The 22876-nt window shown below is 73.5% G+C and carries 17 protein-coding genes; 6 read left to right on the plus strand and 11 right to left on the minus strand.

The genetic code is table 11. The features are described from left to right. Positions 1 to 223: 223 nt before the first annotated feature. The 3 genes from KME66_RS03860 to KME66_RS03870 are packed head-to-tail and all read left to right on the plus strand — an operon-like array spanning position 224 to position 3749. Positions 224 to 1483 carry a lycopene cyclase family protein gene (locus KME66_RS03860; protein ID WP_216318929.1) on the plus strand — a complete coding sequence of 420 codons (1260 nt, stop codon included), beginning with the start codon at positions 224 to 226 and terminating at the stop codon, positions 1481 to 1483. Next, the gene (locus KME66_RS03865) at positions 1480 to 2196 is read left to right on the plus strand and encodes a class I SAM-dependent methyltransferase (protein WP_073226900.1); all 717 of its coding nucleotides are present in this window, start codon (positions 1480 to 1482) and stop codon (positions 2194 to 2196) included. The genes KME66_RS03860 and KME66_RS03865 overlap by 4 nt, the downstream gene beginning before the upstream one ends. Next, positions 2196 to 3749 (plus strand): NAD(P)/FAD-dependent oxidoreductase, encoded by a 1554-nt coding sequence (locus tag KME66_RS03870; RefSeq protein WP_216318932.1) that lies wholly within the window; start codon positions 2196 to 2198, stop codon positions 3747 to 3749. The genes KME66_RS03865 and KME66_RS03870 overlap by 1 nt, the downstream gene beginning before the upstream one ends. A gap of 39 nt (positions 3750 to 3788) precedes the next feature. Here KME66_RS03870 and KME66_RS03875 read toward each other — a convergent pair whose 3' ends face one another. The 10 genes from KME66_RS03875 to KME66_RS03920 form a co-directional block, all read right to left on the minus strand. Next, complete coding sequence (locus KME66_RS03875) at positions 3789 to 4793, minus strand: DUF5914 domain-containing protein (RefSeq protein ID WP_216318934.1); 1005 nt, start codon at positions 4791 to 4793, stop codon at positions 3789 to 3791. Then, the gene (locus KME66_RS03880) at positions 4790 to 5806 is read right to left on the minus strand and encodes a phytoene/squalene synthase family protein (protein WP_216318937.1); all 1017 of its coding nucleotides are present in this window, start codon (positions 5804 to 5806) and stop codon (positions 4790 to 4792) included. Before KME66_RS03880 ends, KME66_RS03875 begins: the two co-directional genes overlap by 4 nt. Continuing rightward, the gene (gene crtI / locus KME66_RS03885) at positions 5803 to 7326 is read right to left on the minus strand and encodes a phytoene desaturase family protein (protein ID WP_216318940.1); all 1524 of its coding nucleotides are present in this window, start codon (positions 7324 to 7326) and stop codon (positions 5803 to 5805) included. The genes KME66_RS03880 and crtI overlap by 4 nt, the downstream gene beginning before the upstream one ends. After that, positions 7323 to 8561, minus strand: a complete 1239-nt coding sequence (locus KME66_RS03890) for a polyprenyl synthetase family protein (RefSeq protein ID WP_216318943.1) — start codon at positions 8559 to 8561, stop codon at positions 7323 to 7325. The genes crtI and KME66_RS03890 overlap by 4 nt, the downstream gene beginning before the upstream one ends. Before the next feature lie 455 nt (positions 8562 to 9016). Beyond that, the gene (locus tag KME66_RS03895) at positions 9017 to 9256 is read right to left on the minus strand and encodes a LapA family protein (protein WP_216318946.1); all 240 of its coding nucleotides are present in this window, start codon (positions 9254 to 9256) and stop codon (positions 9017 to 9019) included. A gap of 140 nt (positions 9257 to 9396) precedes the next feature. Then, positions 9397 to 11154, minus strand: coding sequence for a CocE/NonD family hydrolase (locus KME66_RS03900; RefSeq protein WP_216329070.1), 1758 nt, complete (start codon positions 11152 to 11154; stop codon positions 9397 to 9399). Positions 11155 to 11375: 221 nt separating this feature from the next. Next, on the minus strand, positions 11376 to 12338 hold the full coding sequence (locus KME66_RS03905) for an LD-carboxypeptidase (RefSeq protein WP_216318948.1): 963 nt from the start codon (positions 12336 to 12338) through the stop codon (positions 11376 to 11378). Beyond that, entirely contained in the window at positions 12335 to 14353 is a 2019-nt protein-coding gene (locus KME66_RS03910) for a prolyl oligopeptidase family serine peptidase (protein ID WP_216318951.1), read from the minus strand. The genes KME66_RS03905 and KME66_RS03910 overlap by 4 nt, the downstream gene beginning before the upstream one ends. 55 nt (positions 14354 to 14408) lie before the next feature. Then, positions 14409 to 15752, minus strand: a complete 1344-nt coding sequence (locus KME66_RS03915; RefSeq protein ID WP_216318954.1) for a M20/M25/M40 family metallo-hydrolase — start codon at positions 15750 to 15752, stop codon at positions 14409 to 14411. Continuing rightward, the gene (locus KME66_RS03920; protein WP_216318957.1) at positions 15745 to 16578 is read right to left on the minus strand and encodes a M55 family metallopeptidase; all 834 of its coding nucleotides are present in this window, start codon (positions 16576 to 16578) and stop codon (positions 15745 to 15747) included. The genes KME66_RS03915 and KME66_RS03920 overlap by 8 nt, the downstream gene beginning before the upstream one ends. A gap of 168 nt (positions 16579 to 16746) precedes the next feature. Here KME66_RS03920 and KME66_RS03925 point away from each other — a divergent pair, with 168 nt between their 5' ends. The 3 genes from KME66_RS03925 to KME66_RS03935 all read left to right on the plus strand — a co-directional run bounded on the left by KME66_RS03925 (position 16747) and on the right by KME66_RS03935 (position 21658). Then, complete coding sequence (locus tag KME66_RS03925; RefSeq protein WP_216318960.1) at positions 16747 to 18015, plus strand: pyroglutamyl peptidase; 1269 nt, start codon at positions 16747 to 16749, stop codon at positions 18013 to 18015. A 320-nt stretch (positions 18016 to 18335) separates the two neighbouring features. Continuing rightward, positions 18336 to 19796 (plus strand): hypothetical protein, encoded by a 1461-nt coding sequence (locus KME66_RS03930; protein ID WP_216329073.1) that lies wholly within the window; start codon positions 18336 to 18338, stop codon positions 19794 to 19796. Between the two features lie 158 nt (positions 19797 to 19954). Further along, positions 19955 to 21658 (plus strand): cytosine permease, encoded by a 1704-nt coding sequence (locus KME66_RS03935; protein ID WP_216318964.1) that lies wholly within the window; start codon positions 19955 to 19957, stop codon positions 21656 to 21658. 78 nt (positions 21659 to 21736) lie between these two features. Here the strand turns inward: KME66_RS03935 and KME66_RS03940 are convergent, their stop codons facing one another. Further along, entirely contained in the window at positions 21737 to 22741 is a 1005-nt protein-coding gene (locus KME66_RS03940) for an aldo/keto reductase (RefSeq protein WP_073228974.1), read from the minus strand. Positions 22742 to 22876: the final 135 nt, after the last annotated feature.

Consider the following 22876-nt stretch of genomic DNA (forward strand, 5'->3'; position numbering starts at 1 on the left):
CGGCAGACCGGCACCGGGACCGAGCAGTGCCGAGGCCGCCCTCACCGGGAGGACCCTGGCCGCGAGGGACCGCGGTGAACCGCGGTGACCTCATCACGGTGCTCCGTCGACAGTTGCAACCGGGCGAAGTACTCCTCTTCCGGGCGTGTCGTGCTGCGCGGCACCCGCGTCCGACTGTGTATGTCTTGCGTGGGTAAGCGGATGCGGATGCGGGCGTGGCCCGATGTCCGCCGGGAGGGGTGCCGTGCCAGCTGATGTGACCGCCGTCGATGCGGTCATCGTCGGGGCCGGGGCGGCCGGTCTGAGCCTGGCTCACCATCTGTGCGCGCCGGGCGGCCGCCCCCTGTCCGTGGTCCTCGTCGACGCGCCGCCCGGTCGCCTGAGTCCACCGCGGCGGACCTGGTGCTTCTGGGAGCCCGAGCCAGGGCCCTACGACGCGTCGCTGGCAGCCTCCTGGTCCCGGCTGCGGGTGCGCACCGCCGACGGGGGGTCCGTGGTGGCCCGGCTGCCGCGGCTGCGCTACAAGATGCTCCGTTCCGACGACTTCGAGGCCCTCGTGCTCCGGCGGCTCTCCCGCGCACCCGGGGTGCGCCGGATGACAGCCACGGTGCACTCGGTCCGCGACCTGCCCGGCGGCGGGGCCGAGGTCCTCGTCCGGGACGGCTCCGGAGAACGCCCCCTGGTCCGTGGCCGGTACGTCTTCGACTCCCGGCCGCCCCCGGTTCTGCCGCCCGCCCGCACCACCCTGCTCCAGCACTTCTCCGGCTGGTTCGTCAGGACCGAACGGCCGGTGTTCGACCCGGCCGTGCCGGATCTGATGGACTTCCGCACCTCGCAGCCCGAGCGGGGCCTGTCCTTCGGATACGTCCTCCCGCTCGATCCGCACACCGCGCTCGTCGAGTACACGGAGTTCTCCCCCGCGCCGCTGACCTCCGACGGCTACCGACAAGCCCTGGACCGGTACACCCAGGACGTCCTCGGCCTGGGAACGTTCGAGGTGACGGCGCGTGAGCACGGTGTCATCCCCATGACCGACGGCCGCTTCCCACGGCGCGTCGGGCGTTCGGTCCACCGGATCGGCACCGCGGGCGGCGCGACCCGCCCCTCGACGGGATACACCTTCGCCGCAATCCAGCGGCAGAGCCGTGCCGTCGCCGCCCGACTGCGCGCGGGCACGCCCCTGCGGATGCCGCCCGCCCACCGGCCGCGGGCGCGGGCGATGGACTCGGTGCTGCTGCGGGCACTCCACACCGGAAGGATCAACGGCCCGGACTTCTTCGGCCGCCTCTTCAGCGGCGTGCCCGCCGAACGGCTGCTCACCTTTCTGGACGGCGGCTCCCGGTGGTACGAGGACCTCCTCATCGGGGTACGCACACCCGTCGCTCCCATGCTGCGGACCGTCGTCGAACTCCCCTTCGTCCCTCGCCGTCCGCCCCGGCCCCTCCCCCCACCGCCCGCCCGTCCGGAAGAGAGCAGCTCATGACCCTGTTGCGCGGCGACGCACTGTCCGAAGCCTTCGACCGGGGCTCCGCGGCCTACGACCGGCTCGTCGGGGCCAGTCCCGGATACCACGCCCACCTGCACCGCTCCGCGCGACGGCTCGGCCTGGCGGACGGCGGTGCGGGAATGCGCGTCCTGGACCTGGGGTGCGGTACCGGCGCCTCCACCGAGGCGCTGGCCGCCGCCGCTCCGCTCGCCCGTTTGACCGGTGTCGACGCCTCCGCCGGCATGCTGGAGCGGGCGGCGGCCAAACCCCGGCTGACGCACGTCGAGTTCATCCACGCCCCGGCCGAGGCACTGGCCGGGCGACTGGCGCCCGGCTCCTTCGACGCGGTGTTCGCGGGCTACCTCTTCCGCAACGTCCAGGACGCCGACGCGGTGCTGCGGCTGGTACGCCGCCTGCTGGTCCCGTCCGGACGGCTCGCCGTGCACGAGTACACGCTCAGCGGATCACCGGTGGACCGGGCCGTCTGGAACGCGGTCTGCTCGACGATCATCCGGCCCGCGGGACGGCTCACGGGGGACGTGCGGCTGTACCGCCACCTCCAGGAGAGCGTGAACACCTTCGACACGGCTCCGGAGTTCGCCGGGCGGCTACGCGGGGCCGGATTCGAGGAGGTCCGCGTCCTGCCGCTGCCCGGCTGGCAGACGGGCATCACGCACACCTTCCTCGGTCGCGCAGCGCGGGAGGCGTGATGGCGCCGAGGCGGAACGGCACGGGCAGCCGCCACGGACGGGACCGGCGGGCCGCCGTGGTGCACGCTCCCGGCGGCCGCGCCCGCTTCACCGGCGATGCCCCCACCGCCGCGGTCGTCGGCGGAGGCATCGCCGGGATCGCCGCGGCAACCGGACTGGCCGAGCGAGGCGTGCGCGTCACCCTCTACGAGAGCGAGCCGCAGCTCGGCGGGCGGCTGGCGGGGTGGCCCACCCGACTCGCGGACGGCTCGACCGTCACCATGAGCCGTGGCTTCCACGCCTTCTTCCGGCAGTACTACAACCTGCGCGGGCTCCTGCGCCGCGTGGACCCCGGGCTCGGCTCGCTGACCCCGCTGCCCGACTACCCGCTGCGGCACAGCTCCGGACTGCACGACAGCTTCGCCCGTGTCCCGCGCACCCCGCCCCTGAGCGCTCTCGGATTCGTCGCGCTCAGCCCGACCTTCGGCGCGCGCGATCTGGCCAGGATGAATCCGCGCGCCGCACTGCCGCTGCTGGACGTACGGGTGCCCGAGGTCTACGAGCGGCTCGACGACATCAGCGCCCACGACTTCCTCACCCGCATCCGCTTCCCACCGGCCGCCCACCACCTGGCCTTCGAGGTCTTCTCCCGGAGCTTCTTCGCCGACCCGCGCGAACTGTCCGCCGCGGAGCTGGTCCTGATGTTCCACATCTACTTTCTCGGCTCCAGCGAGGGCCTGCTCTTCGATGTCCCCGCCGAGCCTTTCCCCACCGCCCTGTGGGACCCGCTGGGCGGATATCTGGAAAGCCACGGCGTGACCGTGCTCACCAGCACCCCCGTCCGGCAGGTGTGCCCGCAGCCCGACGGCGGCCTCAACGTGACCACCGATCAGGACACCGCGCGCTGCGACGCCCTCGTCCTCGCCCTGGACGGCGCCGGGCTGCGACAGGTGGTGGCCGCGTCCCCTGAGCTGGGCGCCCCGGACTGGCGCGCTCGGATCGGCAGGCTGCGGACCGCCCCGCCGTTCCTGGTGTCACGGCTCTGGCTGGACCGCCCGGTGGCACCCGGCCGGCCCGGGTTCCTCGGCACCAGCGGCTACGGCCCGCTGGACAACGTGAGTGTCCTGAACCGCTGGGAGGGCGAGGCCGCGCGCTGGGCCCGGCGCACCGGCGGATCGGTCGTGGAACTGCACGCCTACGCCGTCTCGCCGGAAGCCGACCGGAGTGCGGTGCAGGCGGAAGCGGTCCGTCAGCTGCACCGGATCTACCCGGAGACGTCCCGCGCCCGGGTGGTCGACGAGCGCCACGCCTGGCGGGCGGACTGCCCGATGTTCCCGGTGGGCGGCTACCGGGACCGACCGGGCGTTCGCAGCCCGGACCCCGCCGTCACGGTGGCCGGCGACCTGGTCCGCACCGGGCTGCCGGTGGCGCTGATGGAACGCGCGGCCACCAGCGGGTTCCTCGCCGCCAACGCGCACCTGGAGCGGTGGGGCGTACGGGGGCAGACCGTGTGGACGGTGCCGCGCACCGGGCGGTCCCTGCCTCTGCGGAGGCTCGCGTCGGTCGGCGGCTGACGCGCCGGCAGACGGCTGCCCGGCCGGTGCCGCCGGACCTCAGCCGGGGAACCGCCCCTGCGCCCGCAGTTCCCAGCGCCGCTCGGCGTACGCCAGGTCATCGCGCCACAACCGGCCGGCCGAAGCCCGCATCAGCGGGCGCAGGATCGGCGCCGCCGCACGGGCCACCGCGAATCCACGGCGGTCGGAGGCCGCGACGAGTGCCTCGACGACCGCGGTGCGGGGCCTGCCGCCCTCGTCCGGGGCCAGCGGGGTGGCATGGGTCTCGACCACGGACCCCGCTCCTTCGCCCTCGATGATGTGCATGACGACGGTGCGCGGCTCGGGCGCGGTGAATCTGGCCAGAACCGGAACGACGAGCCGCCCGGCCACTTTGAAGGACACCTCGACCAGAAAGCCGTCGTCGTCCCCGGCATCGTCGCCGGGTGCGTCGGTCACGGTGAGGTCGACGAAGGAGTAGGGGTGGTACCAGGCGCCGTGCCACGGGTCGAGCCGATTGGCCACCACGTCCTCCGGCTCGCACCGCCCCACCCCGCTGCAGACCGCGTCGACCCCGTGGCCCGGGGGTGGCCGGTCCGGCACGCGGGGGCGCGCGGTGGGCTGCTCGCCCCCCATGCGGTCGAGCCGCGCCCAGAGCAGGATGCCGTCGTCGAAGGCGGGACAGGGCTCCCATCCGGCGAACGGCCCGCCGTCCAGAGCGAGACCGTGCCAGTGGCAGACCAGCGTGCCGCAACGCACGGGGCTCTGCCGCAGAGGAGCCCCGAGGTGGGGGCAGGCTCCGGGGCCGGCGCGCAGCCGGCCGTCTTCGTCGCGCCAGGCGACGATCTCGGTCGAACCGACCGTGATGCCGAGGGCCTTTCCCGGCGGAAGGTCTCGCGAGGCGCCGATGACGTACCAGTTGCCGGAAGGGCGGCTCTGCGCCCGTTGGAGAGCTCGGGCGATGAGGGAGGGCTTCGCCGCCCGCCAGGTCGGCTCCTGCCGTTCCCACGGCACGGGTGCGCGCCGCAGTCGCAAGGGAATGCGGCGTCGCGGGGACGCGCTCACGCGGCCTCCCGCCGTACGGGCTCAGTGACGCCCGTGATCGAGGTGGCGGGGCACGGCCCGGGCGCCTGCCGAATCCGGCGCCGGACCGGGGCGCGGGCCGCGAGTGCTCGGGCCAGCCCGTCCAGCGCGACGGCGGCCCGGCGCCGGCGAGGAACGACAGCGCGGCGGTGCAGGACCGCGAAGCCGTCGGCCTCGACCGCGTCGAGGATTCCGCTGTAGAGCACGAACGCCGTACGGATGCAGGGCCGTGCCACCGGGTCCAGCATCCCCAGCCCCGGCAGCGCCTGGCGGTAGACAGCCCTCGTGTGGGCCGCGAACGCCCGGAGCGCGGCGGTGATGCCGGGGTCCCGTGCCCCGGTGCGGCGGCTCCGTTCCAGCCGCGCCCGGTCCACCCCGTGGGCAGCCAGCAGGTCGGCCGGAACGTAGACCCTGCCCCGGTCGAGGTCCTCGCCCACGTCCCGCAGGAAGTTGGTCAGCTGGAAGGCGACGCCCAGCGCGGCGGCGGGTCCGGCGGCTTCCTCGTGCCGGACCACGGTGCCGAGCACCGGCAGCATCTGCAGGCCGATCACCGCGGCCGAGCCGTGCATGTAGCCGCCCAGGTCGTCCAGCGAGGCGTAGCCGGTGACCGTCAGATCGCTGCGCATGGACGCCAGGAAGTCGGCGAAGTGCCGGTGGTCGATGCCGTAGCGGGCGGCCGTGTCGGCGAGCGCCCGGATCACCGGCTCGGCGCTCTCCCCGCTGTGCAGCCCCTTCTCCAGCTGTGCCTCCAGGGCTGTCAGGGCCGCGGCGCGCTCTGCGGCGGTGGCGGTCGACGCGAGGTCGTCCACGATGTCATCGGCCCAGCGGGCGAAGCCGTACAGGGCGTGGACGGCGGGCCGCCGGTCGACGGGCAGCAGCCGCGTCGCGAGGAAGTAGGTCTTGCCGTGCCGCGCGTTGAGGTCGCGGCAGCGGGTGTAGGCGGCGCGCAGGCCGTGGTCGTGGATACCTGCTGCGTCCAGCTCACGGGCGGTCATACGGCGGCGCCTCTCGTACGTCGGGGCGGGGCCCCGGGTGCGGGTGGGCCGGTGATCCTCTGCGCGGCCAGCTTCCCGGAGATCAGCACGGTCGGCACGCCGACGCCCGGAGTGGTGCCGCCCCCGGCGAGAACGGCGTTGGCGGTGCCCCTCACCAGATTGCGCGGCCGGAAGGGCCCGGTCTGGGGGAAGGTGTGGGCCACGGCGAACGGCGTACCGGCCGCGTGCCCCTGGGCGGACCAGTCGACGGGGGTGACCAGCCCCTCCTGCTCGATCGCCGCGCCGAGCCCCGGCATGTCGCGCCGCTCCAGCCACCCGAGCAGCTCGTCCCGGTACCGGGGGCCCAGCTCGCCCCACTCCCGCACGCCGGGCCCGAGCGTGGTGTTCGGGCAGGGCGCGAGGATGTAGTGGAGGTGCTTGCCGGGCGGGGCGAGGGAGGGATCGGTGGCCGTGGGCCGGGTGATCAGGAGCGAGGGGTCCGACATCAGCTCGCCGGTGCGGGTGAGCTGATGGAAGGTGCTCTTCCACGCCGCCCCGAAGGAGATGGTGTGGTGGGCGAGATCCGGCCAGGTACGGTCCGTGCCCGCGTGCAGGATCACGGCGGACGGTGAGTGCTTCAGCGTCAGCGGACGCCGGGGAGCGCGGCCCAGGAGGCGGTAGCTGACGGGCAGGTCGGGGGTCAGGATCACCGCGTCGCACGGGATGCGTTCCCGGTCGGTGACGACCGCGGTGATCCGGTCGCCGGAACGCTCCAGCCGGTTCACCGTCCGCCCGTACCGGAACTCGCCGCCCGCGTCGGCGGCGGCCCGGGCCAGGGCGGTGGGCAGGGCGTGCATGCCGCCGCGTGGGAAATACACTCCGGCGACCGTGTCCATGTAGGCGATCACCGCATACGCGGCCAGGGCGCGGGCCGGGGGAACCCCCGCGTACAACGCCTGGAAGGAGAAGACACGGCGCAATCGCTCGTCGGAGACGAAGCGGCCGATCCGGGAGTCGAGGCGGCCGAACCCGCCGAGGGCGGCGAGCCGCGCGAGGTCGGGGTGCAGCAGTTGGACGGGCGAGTCGAAGTTGGCGTCGATGAAACGGCGCATCTGCACCTGGTAGAGCCGCTCCAGCCAGCTCCGCAGCCGCCGGTAGCCGAGCGCCTGGCGCGCCCCGGCGAACTGTTCGACGGCGGCCTCCATGGCCGCGCCGTCGGTGTGCACGTCGAGCTGCGACCCGTCCGCGAACCTGGCCCGGTAGGCGGGGTCCAGCCGGATCAGCTCCAGCCGGTCGGCCATCCGGGCGCCGACGGCGGCGAAGGCGTCCTCCACCAGGTCCGGCATGGTCAGCACCGTCGGCCCCGTGTCGATGCGGTAGCCGCCCTCCGTCAGAAGACCGGCCCGCCCGCCGGGGAGCGCGTCCCGTTCGACGACGGTCACCCTGCGACCCGCGCCGAGGAGGTGCAGTGCGGCGGACAGCCCGGACAGCCCTGCGCCGACCACCACCACGTGGTCGACCGGCCCCTTGACCGTGATCACCGTACGTGGCCTCCTTCGGACAGGGTGAGGGTGGGATGCGCCGTACCGGAACGTGGCTCCCGCGGTGCGGTGGCCCGGGTCCCCGAGACCGCCCGCAGCAGGCCCAGCAGGCGGTCGCTCGCCTGCGGGTCGGTGTCGACGGCCCGGTCCAGTCTTCGCGCGGCCCGCTCGCCCAGGCGTTCTGCCTTGTCCTCCACCAGAGCACGGGCGCCGACGGCCTCCAGAACGGCGCGTACCTCCGCGAGGCCGTCCTCGTCGAGGTCCGGGTCACCGACGGCCCGGTCCAGCAGGGCCAGGGCCCGGTGGTCACCCGCTGCGTCGGCGCAGGTACGGGCCATCGCCAGCAGATAGGTCGGCTTGCCCTGGCGGATGTCGTCCCCGGAGGGCTTGCCGGTCACCGCGGGATCACCGAACACACCGAGCAGGTCGTCCCGCAGCTGAAAGGCCATTCCGGCGTACCGGCTCGCCGAGCACAGGGCGTCGGTGGTCCACTCGTCCGCACCGGCCAGGGCGGCCCCCAACGCCACGGGCCGCTCCACCGAGTACAGAGCGCTCTTGAGGCGGGCCGTGCGCAGGGCACGCGCCGCCGAGGTGCTGCCGTCGATCTGACCGCGCAGGTCCAGGTACTGCCCGGCGACCATCTCACCGCGCATGGCCCGCCACAGCGCCCTCACCGGTCGTCGCCGCGCGGACGGCAGGAACGTCTCGGCGACCGTGTCGTCCGCCCAGACGAGCGCGAGGTCCCCGGCGAGAACGGCCGCGGAGGCGCCGAACGCCTCGCCCGCTGCGGAGCCGGCCGCGAGGCCGGCCTCCTCGGCCAGGGCGATGTGGACGGCGCGCCGTCCACGCCTGGTACGCGAACGGTCCATCACGTCGTCCTGGATGAGGGCGCAGGTCTGGATCAGCTCCAGCCCCACGCCCAGCCGCAACGCGGCCCGGGTCTCGGCCGCACCGCAGGCGCGCATGGCCCACCACAGCAGACGGGGGCGCAGGCGTTTGCCGCTCCGCAGGGTGAAGTCGGCGACCCGGTGCGCCACGTCGTCGGAGAACTCCGGGTCATGACGGGTCGCTTCGGCGACACACTCCCCCAGTACGGACTCGGCCGTCCGTTGGACGGCCGCGACCACATCGTGGTCGACGGCCTGCGCGTCCTGGAGCGGCCGGGGACCGGACAGGCCGAGGTCAGGTGGCACGGGATCGGCAAACGCGTGGTCCGCGGGGTGCAGACGGCCCATCTCAGGCTCTTTCCGTCAGAGGTGACAACGAACGCCTCGTCATCGGCTGTGTCACGTACCCCGCCCGGCCCTCGGCCGTCGAGGCCGCCGCACGGCGGTCCGCGCGGCGCGAGGTCGCCTCTCGGCGAACCGGAGCACGCACACGACGTACGGATGACCACTTTCCACCGCTTTGACGACAAAACACTACGATCATCGCGTGGGCCGGTGTCCCGGGCCAGCCGGCCTACACCCTGGCGGGGAAAGCCCCGTGCGCGACCGCGACGCCGCCCGGGCCTCGGCGTGTCAGGCCGATCAGCGCGGCGGGCTCGTCGTCGCGAACGCCCGGGGCATCCGGGCCGCGCCTGTGGAGGCGGTGATCGCGGCGGGAATCGGTGCCGCCCTGTGCCTCTGGTCTGCGGTGCTCGGTACGCCTCGCCGGAACCACCGCCGTACGGTCCCCCGCGGGCGCGTCGTCACTTCCCCCGGCGGCGGAAGAGGTAGCCGCCGCAGCCGAGCCCGATGAGGAACATGGCCGCCAGTGCGGCCCACAGGGGCATCGTCACCTCGGGGATCAGTACGCGGATGGTGACGTCCCTCGTGTTCACGCAGATGAACACGATGACGAGCACGACCACCACACCGATGGCGATGCGCCCCGGAGTCAGCCACCCCTGGGCCCGCCCGCTGCCGCTCGATACGTCCTTGGGGCTCATGGTCCGGCCCTTTCGCTCGTTCCTCGCCCGTCCGGCCCGCCGTCGTGCACGCGACCGCCCCCCGGGGTCCCAGCATGGGCGGATGCCGGGTCCGGGGGGCGGTGCTGCTGAGCCGTTCGGGTGAACGGGGGGTGCGGACGTCAGCCGGCCGGGACCACCGGGAGCTCCAGTACGCCGGTGTCCTCGGGGGCGTGGACGACGGTGACGGGCTTGATGCCCCGGTTGCCGAAGTACGCGGTGTCGCTGGCGGCGATCACGAACTCCAGGCGGTGCCCCTTCTCGTACCGGTGGACGATGCCGGGCAGTTCGACCATGAAGGGCCGGGTGACATCGGGCACCCGGACCGGTGAGACGAGCCGGTTCACGAGCGTGCGGCGGCCGTCGGGGGCGATGTCGTAGATCTTGGCGAACAGGACGAGCTTGTCGGACGCGTCACCGCTGTGCTGGACCCGCTCTGCCTGGGGCGAGTCGACCTTGAGGGTGGCCCTCGGTGCGCCGACCACGTCGAGGGGTTCGGTGAGGGGTTCGCCGCGCCAGGCGAGGTACGTGCCCTTCGTGTCGTACGGCTTCGGGTCGGGCAGTCCGATCAGCGGGGCGATGGAGCTCTCCGAGTGGCTGGTGGGCACGAGCCAGTTCGTGTAGTGGCGGCTGCCGCGCGCGACCTTGGAGCGGTTGTCGACGAGCTTTCCGTCGCCGGAGAGGTAGAGGGACTGCGAGAGGGCGGGAACGTCGGCCGCGGTGCCGTAGCCGCTGCGCCAGTCGCGGTAGTAGGAGAGGGCGGGGCCGGTGTCGGCGCCCGTGTTCTTGCGCAGGTAGCGGTCGAACCAGGCCAGCACCCGCTGCCCGACGTGACTGGTCTCCAGATTGCCCCGGCTCAGGTCGAGTTCACCGGGGACCTGGCCGCCGCTGTGCCCCCAGGCCTGCCAGATCATCTTGGTCTCGGTGCCCTGCGCCCTGAGCGTCCGGTAGGTGGCGGTGGCCTCGTTGAGGTTGAACAGGCTGTCGGCCTGCCCCTGGACGATGAGGGTGGGAGCCTTGACCCGGTCGAGATAGGAGACGGGCGAGACGCTGCGCGCGTACGTGAGCATCTCCTTCGTCCTGTCCGCCGGGTAGCGGCCGGAGTTGAGCAGCCGGATGGTCTCGCAGGCACGGGTGGCGAAGTGCAGGCAGTCCAGCCGGTTGATCCGGGAGGGGTCCAGGCTCGGGTTGAGGAGCGGCTGCCCTTCGCCGATCAGAAAGAAGCCGTTGGCCCACTGCCACTTGAAGACGCCGGGGATGTCGGAGGTCACGCCGGCCGTCGCCCCGGTGTTGTTGGGGGCGAGTGCGTAGGCGAGGTCGTTCCAGGTGATCAGGGGGACGATGGCGTCGACGCGGGGGTCGACGGCGGCGGTCGCGAGCTGGATCGCGCCGCCGTAGGAGCCGCCGATCATGCCGACGCGCGGGTCGCCCTCGGCGTCCCGGAGGACGAAGTCCGCCTTGGTCCCGTCGTCGGCGGTGCGAACTCCCCCGAGGAAGTCCAGGAGTTCGCTCGCGGCCTGTCCGTCGACCGCGGGGTCGTCGAGGGTGATCAGGCAGCCGGACTCGCCGAAGCCGAGGCCGGAGTAGACGAGCCCGGCGTAGCCGCGCTCGGCGAGGGCTCTGCCGATGGCGTCGGTGGAGCCGTCGGACTTGCTGCCGCCGAAGCCGTTGGTGGCGAGGACCGCGGGGGCCGGGTTCCCGGCGTCGGCCCCGGCGGGCCGGTAGAGATCGGCGTCCACCGCGCAGGTGCGGTCGCCCGCCTCGACGGTGAACGTCAGCGGGGTGACGGTGTAGGGGGCGGCGTCGGCCCGGGCCGGACCGGCGAGGAGGAGAGGGGCGACCAGCGCCGCCCCGGCGACCGCGACGAGCGGGCCGCGCACTCTGGAAACAGCACCTGACACGAAGACCTCCACACCGAGGGCACCTTACCGACCGGTAAGTACCGGGTCGCGCTCATGCTGTGACACAGGTCATATCCGTGTCAACGCGTCGCACAGCGGTTCTTGACGGATGTTCACATCCGTGGGGCGTGAACACACACGCCCCACGCCCGAGCACCGAAGGCGGTGCGGGCGCGGGCGGCGGAAGAGGCCGAGGAGGCTCAGAGCAGCGCCGGGACCTCGACGGTGAGCGTGCAACGCCCGCCGTCCGCCGGTGCGTCGAGCACTGCGGGCAGCCCCAGGGGAATCGTCAGCGCGGTCGCCCCGTGGCCGAACCCCAGCTCCTCGACCACGGGTATGCCCAGCGGGCCGAGCCGGTCGGCGAGCACGGCGCGGATCTTCTCGTACGGGCCGCACTCCTCCCAGGATCCGCAGGCCACTCCGGCGACCCCGGCCAGGGCCCCGGAACGCAGGAGCCGGGTGAGGATGCCGTCGAGCCGGTAGGGCTCCTCCCCGGTGTCCTCGATCACCAGCAGGCCGCCCCGGGCGTGGGACCGGCCACCCGGGGTGCCGGCGTCGGCGGCGAGCAGGCTGACGCACCCGCCGTAGAGGACGCCCCCGGCCCGGCCGGGGGCCAGGGGCCCGGCCGTCGCGAGGCCGAGGGTCCGCACGGACTCCGGTTCGAAGAGGGTGGCGCGCAGGTGTTCACGCGTCGCCGCGTCCTTGAGGAACGTCTCGGTGGCGACCATGGGTCCGTGCAGGGTGGCGAACCCGGCCCGCAGGGCGAACGCCTCGTGCAGCACGGTGATGTCGCTGTAGCCGACGAAGGCCTTGGGCCCGGCGGCGCGGATCGCCGCCCAGTCGATCAGGTCGACCATCCGGTGCGCGCCGAAGCCGCCCCGGGCACAGAGCACGGCCGCCACGGAGGGGTCGCACCACGCCGCCTGAAGGTCCGCCGCGCGCCCCGCGTCCGTACCGGCGAGGTAGTCCAGATCCGGGTGGACGGAGCGGACATGGGGACCGACGACGGGTTCGAGGCCCCAGTCGCGCAGGACGGCGAGACCGTGCTCCAGCCGGTCGGCGGAGACCGGTCCGCTGGGCGCGACGACGGCGACCCGGGAGCCGGGGCGCAGCCGGGCCGGCCGGACTAGCGGGGTGGCCGGCCCGGGGTCCCGGCGGGTCACGTGGTCAGCTCCAGGAGCGGGACGTCGGGACGGTCAAAACCGAACGTCTGCGCGTAGAGGGAGAGTTCGGACTCCAGGGCACGGACCAGGGTCTCCGCCCGCCGGAATCCGTGGCTCTCCCCCGCGAAGGCGACAGAGGCGTGGGCGACGCCCCGGCCGGACACGGCGGCGAGGAACCGCTCGCTCTGGGCCGGCGGGCAGATCACGTCGTCAAGGCCCTGGAGCAGCAGGAACGGGGTGTCCAGCCGGTCGGTGCGATTCATCGGGGAGCGTTCCCGGTAGCGCTCGGGGACCTCGGCGAAGGGGCCGACGAGGGACTCCAGGTACCGCGATTCGAAATCGTGGGTCTCGTCGGTGGCCCACCCTTCGAGGTCCAGGATCGGGTAGAGGATCGTTCCGCAGGCATAGCGGCCGGTGCTGGTCAGCGAGGCGGCGGCGGTCCAGCCGCCCGCGCTGCCGCCCCGGATCGCGAGCCGGTCCGGGTCGGCCGCGCCCTCCTCGACCAGGGCGGAGGCCACCGCCTCGCAGTCCGCCACGTCGACCAGTCCCCATGCCCCGCGCAGCCGTTCCCGGTAGGCCCGTCCGTATCCGGTGGAGCCGCCGTAGTTCACCTCGGCCACGCCGATGCCGCGCGAGGTGAAGTAGGCGATCTCCAGGTCGAGGACGAGCGGGGAGCGGCCGGTGGGACCCCCGTGCGCCCGGACGACGTACGGGGGCTTCTCGCCCTCGGGGCCGGTGTGTCGGGGGTGGTGCGGCGGGTGGACGTGGGCGTGGATCTCACGGCCGTCGGGGCCGGTGAAGATCCGGCGCTCGGGGTCCGGGTAGTACGCGGGGTCGACGGGGTCCCGGTGGGGCGCGCCGATGACGCGGGTGCGCCCGGTGGTGGTGTCCAGCTCGACGACCTCGGGAGCGCTGCGGGGACTCGCGGCGACGCCGACGACGCGGCTGCCGTGCACGGCGAGCGTGTCGGACCAGGCGGTCCAGGGGCCCGGGGCGTCGGCGAGTTCGCCGGTCTCCGGGTCGAGGATGCCGAGGCGGTGGTCGCCCTCGCCGTGCAGGACGGCGATCAGCCCGTTGTCCAGCGGGTGGAACCAGCGCAGCCCGATCTTCCAGAGCGGCCCGCCGAACTCCTCGCCCCGGGGCGGCAGGAGGCGGCTGCTGGGGACCGCGCCGCCCGGGACGGCGTCGGGACGGACGCGCTGGAGCTCCCACCAGCCGGAGAGGTCGGAGACGAACAGGAGGCTGCCGTCGCGGTCCCACTCCACCTGGCAGACCGACTCGTCGACGTCCCCGACGAGAGGCCGGGCGCCGGTGAACTCACCCGTGCCGGTGATGTCGGCCAGCATGACCACCGTGCCGTCCCAGGGCATCGCCGGGTGGTCCCAGGCGATCCAGGCGGCCCGCCGCCCGTCGTGGGAGATCCTGGGGCCGGTGACGAACCGGTGCCGGCCGTCGGAGAGTTCGCGGACCGCCGTGCGGTCGTCGGCCGCCGAGCCGTCCAGCGGTACGGCGACGACGGCCCGCCGCACGTCGGTGGGGGCGGGTCCGGTGAACTCCTCCATCACACACCAGACTTCCCCCCCGGCGCCCTGCTCCGGGCGCACCTGCGGGTCCACCCAGCGCAGCCCGCCGCCGACCTCGGAGACCGGAGTGAGCGGCCGGGGCTCCTCCGACCCGTCGGGAGCGTAGGCGTACAGCCGCTGGTCGGTGAAGTGGACGAACACCACGAGGAGTTCACCGTCCTCGCGCACCGTGCCGGCCCAGGGCTGTCCGCCGTACTCGATCACCCGGCTGCGGGCGTTCCAGGGGGCGGGCAGGGCGGGGGTGACGGTACCGTCCGCCCGGCGGCGCATCAGCGCCCGGCGGCCGCCCTCGGCGGGGCGCGGCTCGGTCCACCAGACCTCGTCCCCGACCGTGCCGAGCTGGTCGGGGCGGCCGTCGTGCGAAGCGGCGAGCGCCGCGTCGATCGGCGACGGCCAGGTGCCGTACGGCGCCGGTTCCGGCACGGTATTCACGTAGGGCGGTTTCACGTGGGACGGTCCCCCGGGGCGCGGTTCGGTCGGCAGGCGGTCAGGCGGTGCGCAGGTAGTGGTCGAGGACGCGGACGCCGAAGTGGAGGGCGTCGACGGGCACGCGCTCGTCCACGCCGTGGAAGAGCCGCTGGTAGTCGAAGCCGACGGGCAGCTTCAGCGGGGTGAAGCCGTAGCCGGTGATGCCGAGCCGGGAGAACTGCTTGGCGTCGGTGCCGCCGGACATGCAGTACGGGACGGTGTGCGCGTCCGGGTCGAAGCGCTCGACGGCGGCGCGCAGCTTGGCGTACGTCGGGGAGTCGACCGGGGCCGTCAGGGCCGTCTCACGGTGGTGGAACTCCCAGTCGACGAGCGGCCCGGTGAGCCGGTCCAGGGTGGCGTGGAACTCCTCGTCGCCGCCGGGGACCACGCGTCCGTCGATGTGGGCGGTGGCGTGGCCGGGGATGACGTTGACCTTGTAGCCGGCGTCCAGCATCGTCGGGTTGCTGCTGTTGCGGACGGTGTTCTCGACGAGGGTGGCGGCCGGGCCGAGCTTGCCGAGCAGTTGGGCGACGTCGAAGCCCGGGTCGTCGAGGTCGGCGGTGATGCCGTGCAGGGCGGCGATCTCGGTGATCGCGGCCCGGACGGTCGGGGTGAGGCGGATGGGCCACTCGTGCTCGCCGATCCGGGCGACGGCGGCGGCCAGCGCACTCACCGCGTTCTCCCGGTTCACCTTGGAGCCGTGCCCGGCCCGGCCCGCGGCGGTCAGCTTCAGCCAGCCGGTGCCGCGCTCGCCCGCCGCGATCGGGTAGAGCGAGAGGCCGTCGCCCGCGTGGAAGGTGAAGGCCCCCGACTCGCTGATCCCCTCCGTACAGCCCTCGAACAGGTCGGCGTGCTGCTCGGCGAGGAAGCCGGAGCCGTCGGCGGCGCTGTCCTCCTCGTCGGCGGTGTAGGCGATGACGATGTCGCGCGCCGGGCGGAAGCCCTCGCGGGCCCAGCCCCGGACGACGGAGAGGACCATCGCGTCCATGTTCTTCATGTCGACGGCGCCCCTCCCCCACACGACCCCGTCGCGCACCTCGCCGGAGAAGGGGTGGACGCTCCAGTCGGCGGGCTCGGCGGGCACCACGTCGAGGTGGCCGTGGACGAGCAGCGCGTCGGCCGAGGGGTCGGTGCCGGGGATCCTGGCGACCACGTTGGTCCGACCGGGGGTGCGCTCCAGCAGCGTCGGCTCGATTCCGGCGTCCGCCAGCCGCTCGGCGACGTACTCGGCGGCCGGGCGCTCGCGGCAGTCGCCGCCGCCCCGGTTGGTGGTGTCGATGCGGATCAGCCCGGAGGTGAACGCCACCACTTCGTCGAGGGCCTGCCGGTCGACGGGTCCGAGCGGGTCGGGGGCCTCAGCCATAGTGTTCCTCCACGGCGGCCGACACGATCGTCGTCACCGCCTTGAACGTGCGAATTCCTTCGTACATCGTCGCGCTGGTGTACGCGACGCGCCTCTCACCGCTGGGCGCCACGCCGGGGACGACGGTCGCGGCCGCCGCCAGATGCTCGGCGTCGAACTCCAGCTCGACGGTGAACGCGGAGCCGGTCACGGGGTCCCGGCGGCCCGCGAGCGCGGTGGCCGCCTGCGCCGCCGCCCGGATGTCGGCGGCGGTACGGGCCGGGGTGCGGCAGACCGCCGCGTACCGGGAGACGTAGTCCTTCACGGCGACCTTCCGGGCACCCGGGGCGTACCCCTCGGCGTCCACGCAAGTCAGGTCGTCGCCGGTGACGAGGACGACGGGCACCCCGTACTCGGCGGCGACGTGCGCGTTGAGCAGGCCCTCGCTGGCCCGGACGCCGTCGAGCCAGACGCCGGTGATGGAGTTGGCGAGGTAGGTGTGGGCGAGGACGCCCTCCGTACCGGCCCCCGTGTGATAGCCGACGAAGGCCACCGCGTCCACGTCGCCGTGCTGGATGCCCTCCACCATGGACAGCGACTTGTGCTTGCCGGTCAGCATCTGAACGCGTTCGTCCATGTGCTCCAGCAGGAGATTGCGCATCGACCAGTGGGCCTCGTTCACCAGCACCTCGTCGGCGCCGCCGTCGTAGAAGCCGAGCGCGGCCGCGTTGACGTCCGAGGTGAACATCGTCCGGCAGCGCTCCCACTGCGGGGTCCCCGGCAGCACGTCGGCCGGCCAGGTGACTCCGGTGGCGCCTTCCATGTCGGCGCTGATGAGGATCTTCATGCCGTCACACCGTACGCCCCGTGAGCGGCGCGGGCCAGGGAAGGGCGGCGCGCCACAGGTCCGGTCCGCCGGAGAGACCGGGCACGGGCAGCGCCATGCCCTATGGCATCGCCTCGGGCCGTACGGCGATACTGCGGGGCCCCACCCGGTGATACGAAAGGGAACCGTGTGACCCACCAACTCCCCGCGACGGCCCGGATCGGTATCGGCGGCATGGCGCTGCTGCTCGTCCTGGCGGGCTCCGCCCTCCCCGCCGCCGCCTCCCCCGCGTACACCTCCCGCACCCCTGCGGAGGCGACCGTCGAGGAGCGGCGCCTCGACCGGGCCGCCCCGCAGGAGATCCTGCGGCGCAGCGGATTCGACGCCCTCGCCCCGCGCTTCGAACGGGCTCTGGAACGCTCGAAGAGCTATGCGCAGGCCGAACGGGCCGTGACCCGCCATGCCTCGGCGCTGTGGCGGCGCGCCGTGGACCGGGCGCAGGGGCGAGGACCCGCCGCCGGTGACCTGAGCCGGGGCGACGACCGCCCGCTCTACTGGGCCCGGCTCGCACTCAGCCGTGAACTGCGCACCTGGGAACCCCGGTTCGGCCTCGACGACCGGCGGCGCGAAGCCCTGCGCTCCGCCCTGGAGACCGCGTCGCGCGGCCAGAGCGACATCCACTACCAGGGGCACCGGACCAAGCGCGTCCTGGTCACCGGGTTCGACCCGTTCACGCTGGACCGGGACGTCCGGATCGGCAACCCCTCGGGCGCGAGCGCCCTCGCCCTGGACGGGACCCTGGTGCGGACCCCCGACGGACCGGCCCGGATCGAGACCGTCGTCTTCCCGGTGCGCTGGGCGGACTTCGCCGAGGGCATCGTCGAGCGGGCCCTCGCCCGGCATCTGCCGCGTCTGGACCTCTTCACCACCGTCAGCCAGGGCAGGCAGGGCCGCTTCGACGTGGAGCGCACCAACGGGGCCTGGCGCGGCGGCTTCGCCGACAACGAGAACGCCTCCAGCACCGGTCTCGTCCCCGTCGCCGATCCGGCCACGCAGCCGCAGTGGACGTCCACGACCCTCCCGTACCGGGAGCTCACCGAAGCGGACACGGGCCGGTTCCCGGTGTACGACAACACGGAGGTCACCGAGATACCGGCGGGCGGCACCCGGCCCGTGACCCGGCCCGACGGCCCCACCCCGGGCTCGGCGGCGCGGGCCGGGGGCGGCGGCGACTACCTCTCCAACGAGATCGCCTACCGGGTCACCCTGCTGCGCGACCGGCTGGCGCTCCCGCGGCTGCCGGGCGGCCATCTGCACACCCCGGTCCTCCAGTTCGGCGCGGAGAACACGGATCCGCGGTCGGGCGCGGTCACCGACCCGGACTTCGAGCGCAACCGCGCCGACATCGTGGACCAGGTGAGGGAGCTGGTGAGGACGGCGGTGAGCGCCGCCGGCTGACCGGCGCGACGGCGAGCCGCGCGAGGCGGCCGGAGGCGGCGGCTCGCGGGCGCGCGCTGCGGCGGCTCGTCCGGCGTGTCCCCGGTGGCCCCCGAGGGCGCGCCACGCCGGCTCGCCCCGGCGCGTGCGGCGGCCCGCCGGGGCGAACACTATGAACGCAATGCACGCGGGGCTTCTCCCCCGGGTGCGGCGCTTCCTAGCATCCCGGCATCCCGGCGCACTCCGTGCCGGGGCAGCCGCACAGACCGTTCCGGCTGCGGCGCCCGTGGGCGCCGCAGCCCGCGCCGAACGCCAGGAGCCGCCGCGTGAACCTCCCCGACATGCCCGTCCGCGCCCTGCCGCTGTACCGCCGCCACCGGCTGCGCTCCGCCGCACTGGCCGCCACGGTCGCGGCCCTGCTCCTCGGTTCGGCGGGGCGGGCCCCGGCGGCGCCCGCCCCGCCCGCCGGCCCGGCCGGGGCTCCGGTCGCCGCCGACTGTCCGGAGGAACTGGCCGGAAAGGCGCGGTGCTACACGGGCCGGGACGAGAACGGGGCGCACTACGCGCTCGCCGTCCCCATCCGCTGGAACGGCTCCCTGGTGGTGCACGCGCACGGCGGGCCCGACCTGGGCGACGCCTCGGACCCGGCCCGCTCGGCCGAGGACCTGGGGCGCTGGGCCGTCATGGTCCAGGAGGGGTACGCCTGGGCGGGCTCCTCCTACCGGCGCGGAGGCTACGGAACGCGGATGGCGGCGGCCGACACCGAGAGCGTGCGCCGGGTCTTCACCGACCGGTTCGGGAAGCCGGGGCGGACCTATCTGCACGGCCAGTCCTGGGGCGGGAACGTCGCCGCCAAGGTCGCCGAGACCTACGGCCGCGAGCCCGGGGCGTACGACGGGGTGCTGCTGACCAACGGTGTCCTGGGCGGCGGCTCGCGCGGCTACGACCACCGGGTGGACCTGCGCGTCGTCTACCAGTACTACTGCGGCAACCACCCGCGCCCGACCGAGCCGCGGTACCCGCTGTGGCAGGGGCTGCGCCCGGACTCCACGATGACGTCCGCCGGGCTTGCCGCCCGGCTGCGGGAGTGCACGGGATTCGACGCCGAACCCGCCGCCAGGACCGCGCTCCAGCAGCGCAACCTGGACGACATCCTGGCCGTCACCGGGATTCCGGAGCGGTCCCTCCCGTCACATCTGCGGTTCGCGACGTTCACCTTCCGCGACCTCGTCTCGACCCGGCTGGGGGGACGCAACCCCTTCTCCAACCGGGGGGTGCGGTATACCGGCTCGCACGACGACCGGGCGCTCAACGCGGGCGTGGAGCGGTTCTCCGCCGACCCGGCGGCGCGCCGGGACCTCTCGTGGGACAGCGATCTGACCGGGCGGGTGTCCCTGCCCGTCCTGACCCTGCACGCGATCGACGACCCCACGGCGTTCGTCGAGCACGAGGCGGCTTACCGGGCCTCGTTGCGGGGCGCGGGGCGGGAGCACCGGCTCGTGCAGTCCTTCACCCGGGAGAGCGAGCACAGCCGGCTGAGCACGGCGGAGTACGCCAACTCCATCGCCGCCCTGGACCGTTGGGCCCGCACCGGCGAGAAGCCCACCGCGCGGTCGCTGGCCGGATCGTGCGCCGCCTTCGACCGGGCGTACGGGACGGGCTGCTTCTACGACCCGGAGTTCCGGCCCTCCCCGTACGCCTCCCGGGTGCGGCCCCGGCCGGGCGGGCTCGGCTGGCCGGCCCTGACCGCCGGTCAGGAGCGGGCCTGGAGCCGGATCGACGGGGTGGGCATCGCTCCCTGAGACGCGGACGCGGCGTCCCTCCCGGCTCACGGGCGGGGCGTCGCCGCCTCGGCCCGGACGGCTCCGGCCACCCTTCCGGCTCCGCGTTGGTATACCGTAACGCCGCCTTCACACCGGCCGTACGCGAGGGAAACGGCGGCTGCCTAGCGTCCCCCGCCATGGATACCCGCACTCAGCTCACCGAACCGGCCCCACCGGACCCGGCACCGCCCACCGCCCCGGCCGAAGCCCAGGCGGTACGGGAGACGCTGGAGGACTACACGCTCCGCTTCGCACCGCGCAGTTACCGCCGCTGGACCCCGATGGTCGTGGCGACGACAGCGCTCGGCGGCATCGCCTACATGGCCGACTTCTCCATCGGCGCCGGGATAGCCATGGCCCACGGCACCGGCAACGCCCTGGTCGCGATCACGGTCGCGGCGGCGCTCATCTTCATCACCGGATTCCCGCTCGCCTACTACGCGGCCCGCTACAACATCGACCTGGACCTGATCACCCGGGGTTCCGGCTTCGGCTACTACGGATCGGTCCTCACCGGCGTCATCTTCGCCAGTTTCACCGTCATCTTCTTCGCCCTCGAAGGGGCGATCATGGCGCAGGGCCTCGAACTCGGCTTCGGGCTGCCGCTGTGGCTCGGCTACGCCGTCTCCACCCTCATGGTCATCCCCCTCGTCATCTACGGGATGAAGGCGCTCAGCAAGCTCCAGGTGTGGACCACCCCCGTCTGGCTGCTGCTGATGGTGGGCCCGCTGGTCTATCTGGTGGCCACCGACCCCGGCACGGTCGACAGCTTCCTCGCCTACGCGGGCACCGACGGCGAGGGCAGCCTCAACACCGCCTCCGTGCTGCTCGGCGCGGGCGTCTGCCTCTCGCTCATCGCGCAGATCGGTGAGCAGATCGACTACCTGCGCTTCATGCCGCCCAAGACTGGTGCGAACCGGCGCAGTTGGTGGACGGCGGTGGTCATGGCCGGGCCCGGCTGGGTGGTGCTCGGCGCGATCAAGCAGGCCATCGGAGTCTTCCTCGCCGTCTACATCCTCTCCGAGGTGGGACCGGCCGCGGCGACCGAACCGATCCAGCAGTTCCGCGGGGCGTTCGACGCGATGATGCCGTCCTGGCTGGTGGTGCCGCTGGCCGTGGTCCTCGTCGTGATCAGCCAGATCAAGATCAACGTGACGAACGCCTACTCCGGCTCGCTGGCGTGGACGAACTCCTTCACCCGCGTCACCAAGCACTACCCCGGCCGCATGATCTTCGTGCTGGTCAACCTGGCCTTCGCGCTGATCCTGATGGAGGCCGACATGTTCAGCTTCCTCAACAGCGTCCTGGGCTTCTACTCCAACTGCGCCATCGCCTGGGTGGTCACCGTCGCCACCGACATCGGGGTCAACAAGTACCTGCTGAAGCTCTCCCCGCACGCGCCGGAGTTCCGCAGGGGCATGCTCTACCCGGTCAACCCGGTCGGCGTGACCGCGTTCACCGCCGCCTCCGGGCTGTCCATCGCGATGTACTTCCACGCCTTCGGCGACGCGGTCCAGCCCTACTCGCCCGTCGCCGCCGTGGTGATCGCGTTCCTCCTCACCCCGCTCATGGCGGTCGTCACCCGGGGCCGGTACTACCTGCGGCGGAGCGACGACGGCATCCCGGTGCCCCTGCTGGACGCCGAGGGCAACCCGAGCGCGGTCACGTACGACTGCCATGTCTGCCGGCAGGCCTTCGAGCGCCCGGACCTCGCCGCCTGCCCGGCCCACGACGCCCCGGTCTGCTCACTGTGCCTGAGTACGGACAAGGCCGGCAGTCATGTGCTGCCGGCCGCACCGCCCGTACCGCTCTCCGGCACCCGCCCTTCGGCCCGTACGTGACCGGACCCGGGTGACCGGATCCACGCGCGGCCGGACCTGAGCAGCGGGATCCACGTGACCGGGTCCACGTGACGTGCGTCAGGCCGTCTCGGGACCCCGCAGCAGTTCCTCGATCCGGGACAGCTCGTCCACGGTGAAGTCCAGGTTCCGGGCGGCCTCGACGCTGTTCTCCAGCTGCGCGACGCTGCTCGCGCCGACGACGGCGGAGGTGAGCCGGCCGCCGCGCAGCACCCAGGCCAGGGCCAGCTGCGCGAGCGACTGGCCACGCTCCTTCGCCAGCGAGTCCAGCGCCCGCAGCCGCTCGACCAGCTGCGGGGTGACGGCGTCGGCGGACAGGAAGGGGCTGTCCCCCGCCGCCCGCGACCCGGCCGGAATGCCGTGCAGATAGCGGTCGGTGAGGATGCCCTGCTCCAGCGGCGAATAGGCGATGGACCCGACACCCAGCTCGTCCAGGACGTCCGGCAGCCCGTCGGCCTCGATGCGGCGGTCGAGCATCGAGTAGCGCGGCTGGTGGATGAGGAGCGGGGTCCCGAGGTCCTTCAGGATCGCGGCGGCCTCACGGGTCTGCGCGGCGGAGTAGTTGGAGAGGCCGGCGTAGAGGGCCTTGCCCTGCCGTACGGCCGCGTCGAGCGCACCCATCGTCTCTTCGAGCGGGGTGTCCGGGTCGGGGCGGTGGGAGTAGAAGATGTCGACGTACTCGACACCGAGCCGCTCCAGGCTCCGGTCGAGCGAGGAGCGCAGGTACTTCCGCGAACCCCACTCCCCGTACGGCCCGTCCCACATGTGGTAGCCGGCCTTGGTGGAGATGACGATCTCGTCGCGCAGGCGGGCGAAGTCGGTCGCCAGGGAGCGGCCCAGGGTCTCTTCGGCGGAGCCGGGCGGCGGGCCGTAGTTGTTGGCCAGGTCGAAGTGGGTGATGCCGAGGTCGAAGGCGCGGCGCAGGATCGCGCCCTGTGTCTCGGGCGTCCTGTCGCCCCCGAAGTTGTGCCAGAGGCCGAGGGAGAGCGCGGGCAGCAGCAGACCGCTGCGGCCGGTGCGCCGGTAGGGCATGGCGGAGTAGCGGTCGGGGGACGGCAGGTACATGGGCAGGCTCCGCTGGAGAGATCCGGGGTGTCCGGGGAGGGACGGGAGGTGCGGGGGGCGTACGGGGACCAGGCTTGCGCAGATCGATCCAGCAGTCCAACAGGAGATTCCGCTCGGATTCATCGTCTAGATTGC

The organism is Streptomyces sp. YPW6 (assembly GCF_018866325.1).
Taxonomy (GTDB): domain Bacteria; phylum Actinomycetota; class Actinomycetes; order Streptomycetales; family Streptomycetaceae; genus Streptomyces.